The sequence below is a fragment of the uncultured Campylobacter sp. genome (genome assembly GCF_938039245.1).
Lineage (GTDB): Bacteria > Campylobacterota > Campylobacteria > Campylobacterales > Campylobacteraceae > Campylobacter_A.
Window position 1 is genome coordinate 39,749 of sequence record NZ_CALHVN010000020.1, and the last position, 12,655, is coordinate 52,403.

The 12,655-nt window shown below is 45.6% G+C and carries 6 protein-coding genes and 1 tRNA gene; all 7 read right to left on the reverse strand.

All coding sequences use genetic code 11. The annotated features are described in order from the left end of the window. Nucleotides 1-266: 266 nt before the first annotated feature. The 7 genes from Q0218_RS03285 to rpoB all read right to left on the reverse strand — a co-directional run bounded on the left by Q0218_RS03285 (nucleotide 267) and on the right by rpoB (nucleotide 12,550). Nucleotides 267-343: transfer RNA gene (locus tag Q0218_RS03285), tRNA-Arg, on the reverse strand. Between the two features lie 140 nt (nucleotides 344-483). Further along, the gene (gene fusA / locus Q0218_RS03290) at nucleotides 484-2,562 is read right to left on the reverse strand and encodes an elongation factor G (protein ID WP_122874313.1); all 2,079 of its coding nucleotides are present in this window, start codon (nucleotides 2,560-2,562) and stop codon (nucleotides 484-486) included. A 12-nt stretch (nucleotides 2,563-2,574) separates the two neighbouring features. Then, nucleotides 2,575-3,045 (reverse strand): 30S ribosomal protein S7, encoded by a 471-nt coding sequence (rpsG, locus tag Q0218_RS03295; RefSeq protein WP_297966201.1) that lies wholly within the window; start codon nucleotides 3,043-3,045, stop codon nucleotides 2,575-2,577. A gap of 75 nt (nucleotides 3,046-3,120) precedes the next feature. Next, complete coding sequence (gene rpsL / locus Q0218_RS03300) at nucleotides 3,121-3,528, reverse strand: 30S ribosomal protein S12 (RefSeq protein WP_004322129.1); 408 nt, start codon at nucleotides 3,526-3,528, stop codon at nucleotides 3,121-3,123. A 44-nt stretch (nucleotides 3,529-3,572) separates the two neighbouring features. After that, on the reverse strand, nucleotides 3,573-3,791 hold the full coding sequence (locus Q0218_RS03305) for a hypothetical protein (protein ID WP_297966203.1): 219 nt from the start codon (nucleotides 3,789-3,791) through the stop codon (nucleotides 3,573-3,575). A gap of 121 nt (nucleotides 3,792-3,912) precedes the next feature. After that, nucleotides 3,913-8,421 carry a DNA-directed RNA polymerase subunit beta' gene (gene rpoC / locus Q0218_RS03310; RefSeq protein WP_297966205.1) on the reverse strand — a complete coding sequence of 1,503 codons (4,509 nt, stop codon included), beginning with the start codon at nucleotides 8,419-8,421 and terminating at the stop codon, nucleotides 3,913-3,915. After that, complete coding sequence (gene rpoB, locus Q0218_RS03315) at nucleotides 8,414-12,550, reverse strand: DNA-directed RNA polymerase subunit beta (protein WP_297966206.1); 4,137 nt, start codon at nucleotides 12,548-12,550, stop codon at nucleotides 8,414-8,416. The genes rpoC and rpoB overlap by 8 nt, the downstream gene beginning before the upstream one ends. Between the last annotated feature and the right edge of the window lie 105 nt (nucleotides 12,551-12,655).

A 12,655-nucleotide genomic window follows, 5' to 3' on the forward strand; every position in this document is an offset into this window, starting at 1 on the left:
CTAGAATTTTACCGTATTTGTCAGTTTTTAAAGAGCGTATCGGTTCTTAAGCCGATTTTGTTTAACATGGTTTATTTAAAAGCGAATAGTTTGGTCACGCTAGAAATCATACTAAGAAATTCTAAAATTTAGCCCTATTTAGTAGTATCAATAGCTCGCTTTTCTTTTTAAGCTAACCATAAGTGAAATTACTACATAAATATGTTGTATACGTATTTTGAGGGCTTAAGGAAAGTCCATAAATTGGGGGTATATTTTAGGTGGAATGGTGTCCCCAGCGAGATTCGAACTCACGGCCTCAGAATTAGGAATTCTGCGCTCTATCCAGCTGAGCTATGAGGACATACAGGTAATAAATCAACTAAATTTAACAGCTTGTCAAATTTTATTATATAAAAACACGACTTGCCCCAACTACGAGAAGTTGCTGGCAGTCGTTTAACTAAATTCAAGGCGAGGACTCGCATCCCCGCCAAATTCGGCTTAGCCGTTTCTTTTCTTGATAATCTCTTCGCTGACGTTCTTTGGAACTTCCTCATAGTGGTCAAATTCCATAGAATAAGTAGCGCGACCTTGCGTCATAGAGCGAAGGTCAGTAGAGTAACCAAACATCTGAGCTAGCGGGCAGAAAGCAGTGATGATCTTGCTTCCGTTTCGCTCGTCCATAGAGTTTACTTGACCGCGACGTTTGTTTAAGTCGCCGATAACGTCACCCATATAGTCCTCAGGCGTCTCAACCTCAACCTTCATCATAGGCTCAAGGATAACCGCACCCGCTTTTCTAGCGCCCTCTTTGAAACCCATAGAAGCAGCTAGTTTAAATGCCATTTCAGACGAGTCAACTTCGTGGTAGCTACCGTCAAATAGGGTAACTTTAACGTCCTCGACCGGATAACCGGCAAGCACGCCGCTTTGTAGCGCCTCTTTGCAGCCTTTTTCAACCGCTGGGATATACTCTTTAGGAACTACGCCGCCTTTAATATCGTTAACGAACTCAAATCCGCTAGCCGCAGGTAGCGGCTCAAGGCGCAAGAACACGTGTCCGTACTGACCGCGACCACCTGATTGTTTAGCGTATTTATACTCTTGCTCGACTGTTTTGCGGATGGTCTCGCGGTATGCGACTTGCGGTTGACCTACTTCGGCATCGACTTTAAATTCGCGTAGCATTCTATCTACGATGATCTCAAGATGAAGCTCGCCCATACCGCTGATGATGGTTTGACCGCTCTCTTCGTCGGTGCCCACTCTAAAGCTTGGGTCTTCTTGAGCTAGTTTTTGAAGCGCGATAGCCATTTTTTCTTGATCGGCTTTAGTTTTTGGCTCGACGGCAACACTGATAACCGGCTCAGGGAAGTCCATCTTCTCAAGGATAACCTTGTCTTTTTCGCTCGCGAGCGTATCGCCGGTTAGGGTATTTTTTAGACCTACGACCGCGCCGATCTCGCCTGCGTGAAGAATCGAAATTTCCTCGCGTTTGTTTGAGTGCATTTTTAGCAAGCGACCGATTCTTTCTTTATTATCCTGAACGGTGTTGTAAGCATAGCTACCGCTCTCAAGGCTACCGCGATAAACACGGATAAAGGTAAGCTGCCCGACGAACGGGTCGGTCATAATCTTAAACGCAAGAGCTGCAAATTCGCCGTTATCGGTGCTTTCTACAGTTACTTCGCTACCGTCTTCATAAACGCCCTTAATCGCCTCGATCTCATCCGGTGCAGGCAAATATGCTACGACCGCGTCAAGTAGGGGCTGGATGCCTTTATTTTTAAATGCCGTTCCGCAAAGCATAGGAGTTATCGTCATTCTTAAGCAACCCGCTTTGATACCTTTTTTGATCTCTTCTTCGCTTAGCTCCTCGCCTGAGAAAAATTTCTCCATCAAGCTATCATCGGTTTCAGAAACCGCTTCGATTAACTTAGTGCGGTACTCTTCTGCCTTTTCTTTTACTTCCGCCGGGATCTCTATCTCTTTATAATCAGTCGGCTTTTTGTCGTCTTCCCAAACGTAAGCTTTCATTTTAACCAAATCGACTACGCCTCTAAAGTTATCCTCTGCGCCGATAGGAATTTGAATAGGCACCGGATTTGCTTTTAGGCGGTTTCTGATTTGAGACTCGACGTTATAAAAATTTGCGCCGATTCTATCCATTTTATTTACGAAAACGATTCTTGGGACGTGATACTTATTTGCTTGTCTCCAAACGGTCTCAGACTGAGGCTGTACGCCGCCGACTGAGCAAAATACCGAAACGGCGCCATCAAGAACGCGCATAGAACGCTCGACTTCGATAGTAAAGTCGACGTGGCCCGGAGTGTCGATCAAATTTATCTGGTGATCTTTCCAAAAGCAAGTGGTCGCCGCAGACGTAATCGTAATGCCGCGCTCTTTTTCTTGCTCCATCCAGTCCATCGTAGCAGCACCGTCGTGAACCTCGCCGATCTTGTGGCTCATACCCGTAAAGAACAAAATTCTTTCGCTGGTCGTAGTTTTACCGGCATCGATGTGAGCAGCGATACCGATGTTTCTAACCATATGTAAAGGGGTTTTTCTATCTGCCATACCAGCCTCCTCTTACCAGCGGTAGTGAGCAAACGCTTTGTTAGCTTCTGCCATTTTGTAGGTGTCTTCCTTCTTCTTGAAAGACGCACCTTTTGAATTTGCCGCATCAAGTAGCTCATTAGCTAGCTTATCGATCATAGTTCTTTCGCTTCTTTTTCTAGCAAAACCGATGATCCAGCGAATAGCAAGAGCTTGTTGGCGAGCCGGGCGAACCTCTACCGGTACTTGGTAGGTAGCGCCGCCGACGCGACGAGATTTAACCTCCATAAGAGGCTTAATGTTTTCGATAGCATCGTTAAATACGTCTATACCTTTTACGCCGCCGCTTTTTTTCTCGATAGCTTTGATAGCGCCGTACATGATCTCGGTAGCGACGCTTTTTTTGCCGTCGTACATAAGAGAGTTAATAAATTTAGTGATTACCTTATTGCCGTAAATTGGATCAGGCATTACTTCCCTGACGGGAGCTTTTCTTCTTCTCATTTGATTATTCCTTCAAATTTTATAAATTTTACTCAAACCTATGCCGCTAATGGCATGGTCTGCGAACCTAATTTTTTATTTCTTTTTACCCGCTGCGGCTGCTGCTTGACCAGGTTTTGGTCGTTTAGCACCGTATTTTGAGCGAGAAACCGTTCTTTTTGCAACGCCTGCAGTATCAAGAGCGCCGCGCACGATGTGGTATTTAACGCCCGGTAAGTCTTTAACACGACCGCCGCGCACTAGCACGATGCTGTGTTCTTGTAGGTTGTGACCTTCGCCGCCGATATAGCTGATCACTTCAAAACCGCTTGTAAGCCTAACTTTGGCAACTTTTCTCAAAGCCGAGTTTGGTTTTTTAGGAGTCGTAGTATAGACCCTAGTGCAAACTCCTCTTCTTTGAGGACACTCTTTTAGCGCCGGAGATTTTGACTTAAAAGTCACTTTCTTGCGCTCTTTTCTGACCAATTGATTAATGGTTGGCACAGTAATTCCTTTCAACTAAATTTATTAAAAAGACTTGATTTTATTTAAATTTGGCTTAATATAAGGTAAATTTCATCTTTAGCGTCAAATTTTATCGCGCTAGTCTTTTTTAAAAGCGTATTTTCCGCTTTTACTAAAGATAACGCAAATGAGATAAAGGCATAAATTTCGACCCTAAAGCCGCCGACGTTTGTAAGCTTCGGCAAATTTCCGAGTCCGCAATAGGCGTACATTATCGTTAGGCTAGTGCCGATAGTAAGCAATGCGCCAATCCTAGTCGAATTTTTCGAAATTTTAAATTTAAAGGATTGATTTTATCCGGCTAGCTTTAAAACGAGGTACATTTAAGCCTCGCCAAATTTGGCGAGGCTTGCGGGGTTAAATTTAGTTTTGTTTTAGCTTGATCTTTTGATCTTGATAAAGACCGGTTCCAACAGGGATCATGCGTCCTAAAATGACGTTTTCTTTTAGATCCTCGAGGTGATCGATCTTGGCTGCGATCGAAGCCTCAGTTAGAACCTTGGTCGTCTCTTGGAACGATGCGGCCGAGATCACGCTATCGCTTCCGATAGCGGCGCGCGTAACGCCTAGCAAAATAGGCTCGGCGATCGCAGGATTACCGCCCATTCTCATTATGCGCTCGTTTTCTTCTTTAAATCTCGTTCGAGAAATCATATCGCCGGTAATAAAATTCGTATCGCCGCTATCTACTATCTTAACCTGACGAAGCATCTGAGAAACGATGATCTCGATATGCTTATCGGCGATCGCAACGCCTTGAGAGCGGTAAACTTGCTGAATTTCGCTGATCAAATAATAGTGCAGCGCCTTTTCGCCCAAAATTCTCAAAACGTCGTGGCTTGATATTAGCCCGTCGGTTAGCTTCTCGCCGGCATGGATAAATTCGCCGTCGCGAACCTGAATTTGACGAGTTTTATCTATCAGATACTCCGACGTAGCGCCGTCGTCAGCGTGGATAACTATGCGTTCTTTAGAGCGAAGCGGTTTTTCAAACCTTACGGTGCCGTCGATTTCAGCGATGATAGCCGTATTTTTCGGGCGCCTTGCCTCAAACAGCTCGGAGACTCGTGGCAGACCGCCCGTGATGTCTTTTGATTTAGCTACAGCCTTAGGCGTCTTAGCTAGGATATCAGCCTGCGCTACCGTAGCGCCGTCCGCTACGAATATCGCCGTTTTAGGCTCTAGTTGATAGCGGATCATCTTACCTTCGTCCATGCTAATCACGATAGTAGGCTTGATACCGGAAGGTAGATACTCGTTTATAACCAAACGGCTCTGACCGGTCGCCTCGTCATACTGCTCGGCGGCGCTGTATCCAGGCTCTATATCCTCGTACGATACTCTGCCCGCAGCCTCGGCGATGATCGGCGTAGAGTACGGATCCCACTCGGCTATGACGATTTTTTCTTGATTTTCAGGCTCGGAGATGACTGCTTTGCTATCCACGGTGTCGCTATCGTTTGCTTTGATGATAGAGTTTCGCGGGATATAGTAGCGAACCGCCTCTCTATCATCCTCGTCGGCAACCACGACGAATAACCCCTTTTCGGTTACGACGTGACCTTTTTTGATATTTCTTAAGCGCTCTAAATAATCGCCTTTTAGGATATAAAATTTAAGCACGCCGTTTGCGCCCGCAACGACTTTCTTAGCGATCGGCTCGCCATCTTCGACCTTTATCTCGCTGGCAAACGGGATACGATTAGGCACGTTCCAACCCTCTTTTATGACTTCGGCGATACTTTCGTTTTCTTTGACTGCGTCGCCGTTAGCATAAGGGATGTAAATTTTGCCCTCAACCTTACCGCTAACGCCCGCTAGCTCGTTAGGTTTAGCCAAATCGCCCCTTCGTAGAGTGTACTTAACCTCTTCTTTTTTGCCTTTTACGATGATATTTACGTCCTCATGAGCGATCTCGATCTCGATCTTTCCGTCAAACGGAGCTTTGATCTTAGGCTCGACGAGCAAGACGGCCGAGTTTCTGCGATTTGCTACGATTCTTTTGCCTCCGTTTTCGTAAACGTTTAGATTGTAGTACCTTATAAAGCCCTCTTTTTGCGCGACGACTTGGTAGTCTTGCTGCTCAGTCGATGCCGTACCGCCGATGTGGAAGGTTCTTAGCGTTAGCTGAGTTCCCGGCTCGCCGATAGACTGGGCCGAGATGATACCGACGGCTTCGCCCGGTTTTACCAGCTTTCCTTCGCCCAAATTTACGCCGTAGCATTTAGCGCAAACTCCTTTTGCGGCTTTGCAAGTTATCGGCGTTCTGATGCTTACCGATTTTATACCTGCTTCGGTTATGGCTTTAGCTTTTTCTTCGTCTATTAGCGTACCTTCGCTAAATAGCACTTCGTTTGCTATCGGATCGATAACGTCGTCGGCTAGCACACGGCCTAAAATTCTCTCTTCCAGGCTCTCGATAAGCTCGCCGTTATCGGTGATCTCGGTGATCTCGACGCCCTCGTGCGTACCGCAGTCGTGTATAGTGACTTTCACGTTTTGCGCGACGTCGATTAGCTTTCTGGTTAGATATCCGGCGTTCGCCGTTTTTAGCGCGGTATCTGCTAGACCTTTTCTGGCACCGTGGGTTGAGTTAAAGTACTCAAGAACGTTTAGGCCTTCGCGGAAATTTGATATGATCGGCGTCTCGATGATCGAGCCGTCAGGCTTCGCCATAAGACCGCGCATACCGGCTAGCTGGCGAATTTGCGCCGCAGAGCCTCTCGCGCCGCTATCGGCCATCATATAAATAGAGTTAAATCCGCCCTTATCCCCCTGGATGAGCTTCATCATCTCGCCTGCGACGACGTTGTTCGTATCCGTCCAGATGTCGATGATTTTATTATATCTCTCGGAGTCCGTTAGCAAGCCCGCGCCGTATTGATTTTGTATCTCGCGGACTTTTTTCTTGGCTTCGTTGATATATTTTTGCTTGCTGTCAGGCACGATGATATCGGCGATAGAGATCGAGATACCGGCCTTGGTCGCATAGCGGAAGCCCAAATTTTTAAGCTTATCCAAAAATCCCGCCGTCACCTCAAGGCCGCCGTTTTTATAAACGTAATCGACCAAATTTGCGATATCTTTTTTCTTCATAACCCTGTTCCACATATTTTCAGGAACAAAATCGGGCAGAATCGAGCGGATGATCAAGCGACCCGCAGTCGTAAATAGCGTCTTGCCGCCAATCATCGTTTTGATTTTCGAGTGTACCTCTAGGCAGTGCGCTTCCTCGGCGATCATTACTTCGTCTACGGATGCGAAAATTTTATTAGCGCCCTTGCTGTCGGTTTTCTCTAGGCTTAGGTAGTAAATTCCCAAAACCATATCCTGGCTAGGAACCGTGATGGCCTTACCGCTTGCAGGAAGCAAGATGTTCATCGAGCTAAGCATCAAAATTTTGCACTCGGCGATAGCTTCTTGAGATAGCGGCACGTGAACGGCCATCTGGTCGCCGTCGAAGTCCGCGTTAAATGCGGCGCAAACTAACGGATGCAGCTGGATAGCCTTGCCCTCGACGAGCACCGGGTGAAACGCCTGGATAGATAGTTTGTGAAGCGTCGGAGCGCGGTTTAGCATGACCGGGTGATCTTTAACGACCTCCTCCAGGCACTCCCAAACCTCGTTCGTCTTATCCTCGATCATCTTTTTAGCTTGTTTTACGGTCGTAGCATAGCCCTTCTCCTCAAGGCGAGCCAGCAAGTGCGGCTTAAACAGCTCAAGAGCCATTCTTTTCGGTAGTCCGCACTGATCCATACGTAGTTTTGGTCCGACAACGATAACCGAACGACCGGAAAAGTCGACGCGCTTACCGAGCAAATTTTGGCGGAAGCGGCCTTGCTTACCCTTAATGATCTCAGAAAGCGATTTTAGAGGGCGTTTATTTGCACCTTTTACCGCATTTGCACGTCGTCCGTTGTCAAATAGCGCATCCACGGACTCCTGAAGCATACGCTTTTCGTTTCTAATGATAATCTCAGGCGCATCAAGCTCCATAAGGCGTTTTAAGCGCGCGTTTCTATTTATAACGCGGCGATACAAATCATTTACGTCGGAAACCGCAAATTTACCGCCGTCAAGGCTAACTAGCGGACGAAGATCCGGCGGAAGGACCGGCAAATTCGTAATCATCATCCACTCGGGACGGTTGCCGGAATTTAAAAAGCTCTCGACGACTTTTAGTCTTTTTACTATGGTTTTTTTCTTGGCTTCCGAATTTGTCGCACTGATCTCGTCTTTTAGGGTGTTTAAAAGCTCGACTAAATCGATATTTGCTAGCAAGTCGCGGATAACTTCGCCACCCATTCTAGCTCTAAATCCGCTCTCTTCAAAGCGGGAAGCTAAAGAAACGTATTGCTCTTCGTTTAAAACGTCGAAAATTTCTACTTTTTTGCTATTTTCGGTATCGTAAAACGCGTCGCCTACGCTCTCGACGATATATGCCTCATAGTAAAGTACGCGCTCAAGGTCTTTCATCTTTATGCCAAGCAGCGTTCCTATGCGGCTTGGGAGCGAATTTACGTACCAGATATGCGCTACAGGAGTCACGAGCTCGATGTGCCCCATTCTAGAGCGGCGCACCTTTGAGCTAGTTACCTCGACGCCGCATTTTTCGCATTTGATGCCTTTATAGCGCATTTTTTTATACTTACCGCAAAGGCACTCGTAGTCTCGGATCGGACCGAAAATTTTAGCGCAAAATAGACCGTCGCGCTCAGGTTTTAGCGTACGGTAGTTTATGGTTTCGGGTTTTTTGACCTCGCCGTGGCTCCATGACTTTATCCTCTCAGGGCTAGCCAAACGAAGCTGAAACGCTTCAAAATCGCGCGGTCTGCGTTCTTCTTTTATCTCAATAGGTTTTAACTCACTCATTATTTTCATCCTCATCGTATATCTCGACATCAAGCGCCAATGATTTTAGCTCGTTTGTTAGAACGAAAAATGTCTCAGGAATGCCGGTTTCAGGCACATTCTCGCCTCTGGTTAGGGCTTTATACGCAGACAAGCGTCCCTCGACATCGTCTGATTTGACCGTTAGCATCTCGCGAAGCGTATGAGCCGCGCCGTATGCCTCAAGCGCCCAAACCTCCATCTCTCCGAATCTTTGTCCGCCAAATAGCGCCTTACCGCCGACAGGCTGCTGAGTAACAAGGCTATATGGTCCCGTACTTCTAGCGTGGACTTTTTCGTCGACTAGATGGTGAAGCTTTAGCATATACATACATCCGACGTTTACGCGCTCTTTGATCTTTGAGCCCGTGCGTCCGTCGTAAAGCTCGGTCTTGCCATCCATATCGATCTTGGCTAACTCAAATAGCTTCATTAGCTCATCAACCCTTACGCCCTCAAATATAGGCGTGGCAAATTTGACGCCGTTAGCCCAATCTCTAGCGTAGTCTAAAAGCATCTCGTCGCTCATTTTACCTAGAGTCTTTTTAGCATCCATAAATTTAGACGCCGAAGCTATCTCGATCATCTTGGCTCGTAGCTCTTTTACCCACTCGCCTTTTTTCTCTTGGAAAATTTGATTTATCTGCTCGCCCAAGCGGTAGCCGACAAGTCCCAAGTGGCTTTCTAAAATTTGACCGATATTCATACGGCTAGGAACGCCCAGCGGATTTAGCACGATATCGACCGGTTGACCGCTCGGAAGATAAGGCATATCGACCTCAGGGACGATGTTTGAAACAATACCCTTGTTTCCGTGGCGGCCCGCCATCTTATCGCCCACTTTTAGCTTGCGCTTGGTCGCGATGTAGACTTTAACTAGCTTAACTACGCCGCTTGGCAATATGTCGTCTTTTTCTAAAATTTCCATCTTCGCGTCATGCTCTTCTTTGAGCTTTTTCTTCTCGTTTTGGAAATGATTTTTTATGTCGTCGTATGATTTTTGAACGTCTTTTGAAAAGCCTTTAACGATCGCACTTAGAGTAAAGCGATTGATGTTTTCAAACTCCTCTTTATCGATCTTTTCGCCTTTTTTATAGGTTTTTTTACCGATAGTTTGAGCAGAGCTTAAAGGCGTTTTGCAAAGCAGAGCGCCCACTTTTAGCATCTCTTCGCGGTCTAGCATCAAGAGTCTATCGTGGTGTTCTTTTTCAAAAGCCGCTTTTTCTTCCTCATAAACTTTATTTGAGCGATTATCTTTTTCGTGGCCTTTTTTAGTAAAAATTTTAACATCTACGACGACGCCTTCCATAGAGGCTGTCGCGTAAAGCGATTTATTTACCACGTGGCCGGCTTTTTCTCCAAAAATCGCGCGAAGCAAGCGCTCCTCAGGCGTCGGCTTAACCTCGCCTTTTGGAGAAACCTTACCGACTAGGATCATGCCCGGTTTTACTTGCGTACCGATTTTTATTATACCGCTATCATCAAGATGAAGCAGATCTTCCTCTTTGATATTCGGAATATCCTTGGTGATCTCCTCTACGCCGTCTTTTAACTCGCGTGCTTCGATCTCTTTTTCGTAAATATGCACGCTCGTAAATGCATCCTCTCGGATCATTTTTTCGCTGATTACGATGGCATCCTCGTAGTTGTACCCGTTCCACGGCATGAAAGCTATAAGGGCGTTTTTACCGATAGCTAGCTCGCCGCGCTCCATAGACGGACCATCGGCTATGATCTGCCCGGCTGCTACGCTTTCGCCTTTTTTGACAATAGGATGCTGAGAAAAGGTTGTGTTTTGGTTGGTTCTTAAATTTTTCTCCATCGAGTAGTGATCGATATACGGACCGGCCTCGTCTTCGCCGAGGATAAAGATGTTTTTATTGTCCACCTTCTCAACTACTCCCGCGCGTCTAGCCTTGATTGCTTCCCATGCGTCGCGAGCCACGGTACTCTCCATGCCCGTACCTACGATAGGAGCGGATGAGCGAAGTAGCGGTACTGCTTGACGTTGCATGTTTGATCCCATTAGAGCGCGGTTTGCGTCGTCGTGCTCCAAAAACGGAATAAGCGATGCCGCAACGCCGGCTATCATACCGGAGCAAAGGTCTATGAGTTTAACGTCCTCGCGCTTAGCTAGTATCATCTCGCCGTCTTGTCTAGCTTCGATCAGATCCTCTACTATATAGCCGCTTTCATCAAGCGTAGTAGAAGCTGGGGCGATAACTAAATTTTCCTCCTGGGTAGCCGTTAGATAAACGATCTCATCGGTTACCTTACCATCTACGACCTTTTTATACGGCGCCTCGACAAAGCCTAGATTATTTACCTTTGCGTAAGTCGAAAGCGTGTTGATAAGGCCGATATTTTGACCCTCCGGAGTCTCTACCGGACAAATTCTGCCGTAGTGAGTCGGGTGAACGTCGCGCACCTCAAAGCCTGCCCTATCTTTTACGAGACCGCCTTCTCCCAGCGCTGAAAGTCTGCGTTTATGCGTAACTTCGCTAAGCGGGTTGGTTTGATCCATAAATTGACTCAATTGACCGCCGGTGAAAAATTCCATTATCGTCGTGGTTATCATTTTTGGATTAACCAGATCGTAAGGCATAATCTCTTCGATGTTGCTTAAGGTCGTAAATTTATCCCTGATGGCTTTTTGCATTTTTACAAAGCCTAGGTGAAGCTCGTTTGCCAAAAGCTCGCCGATAGAGCGGATACGACGGTTGCCTAAGTGGTCGCGATCGTCGATATGCCCTTGTCCGTTTTTGACCTTTATCAAATATTTTGCCGTTTTTATAATGTCTTCATTGGTCAAAACCGTTACGTATTCAGGCACCTCAAGTGCTAGCTTGTGATTCATTTTCATACGACCGACACCCGTCAAGTCGTATCTTTCAGGATTAAAGAACAGATCGTTTACGAAAGCGCGAGCGGCATCTTTAACTACCGGTTCGCCCGGGCGCATGACTTTATAAATTCTAATCGCAGCAAGGTCGTTTTCGTCATCGACGTTTTCGGTTTGGCGTAGCAGTTTTAGCGTCTCGTTATCGGCTATAAACGAATTTATAATCGCATCATCAACGCCTGCAGCTAGGTCGTTTGCTATCTCGATGCTCTCTTGATCGGCTAAAATTTTAACCAATTTATTTTCGTCAAGCTGCGCAAGAGTATCGTAAAGCACCTCGCCGCTATTTTTGTCGATAACCGGGTGAGCCAAAAATCTATTTACCAATATTTCAGTCGGATACTCGACAAATTTGACGCCGTCGGCGATAATCTTATCGGCCTTTTTCTTGGTTAGTCTTTTGCCGGCCTCGTGTAAAACGTTACCTTCTTCGTCTTTGATATCGTATTCGACCCTGCCTTGATAGTCGTCAGGATTAAACGGGGTCAAAAATTTATTATTTTTTATCGTTAAAGTTTGAATCGGATAAAATAGTTTAATAATATCTTGCTTTTTATATCCAAGCGCTCTAAATAATATGGTTACCGGCACTTTTCTACGCTTGTTTATGCGAACATATAGTACGTCTTTAGTATCATACTCGAAATATAACCAACTGCCGCGATCCGGGATAATCTGAGCGGTGTAAATTAGTTTATTTACGACAGTCGGACTTTCTTCCTCTTTAAAAATAACGCCCGGGCTTCTGTGAAGTTGATTAACTACGACGCGTTCGACACCGTTAATAATAAATGAAATTCTATCCGTCATTAAAGGGATTTCGCGAACGAAAATTTCTTGCTCTTTTATATCTTTTATGCCGATCTTCTCGCCTGTTTTTTCATCTCTTTCGTGAACGATCAGCCTTACTTTCATTTTTAAATTTACAGAATAGGTAAGCCCTCGCTCCATGCACTCTCTGATCGTATATTTTGGTTTTCCGATTTCAGAGCTTACGTATTCCAGGCTTAAGCGGTTTTGAGGATCATGTATAGGAAATATCGATTTGAAAACTTTTTCTATACCGCTTTCGCCTTGATTTTTATCTACGTTTAAAAACTGGTCAAAACTCTTTTTTTGTAATTGTAGTAGGTTAGGAACATCGATCTCTTTGGCGACATTTGAAAAATCAACCCTAAGACGATTTCCTGAGTATAAACTATTTAGCATATTCTACCTCATTGGTATAAGTTGAAAGAAAGTAAATAACCGCACGTCTGCGGCATCTTTATAAAAATTAAATAAGGAGGCAATGCCTCCTCTGTAAAAATAAGT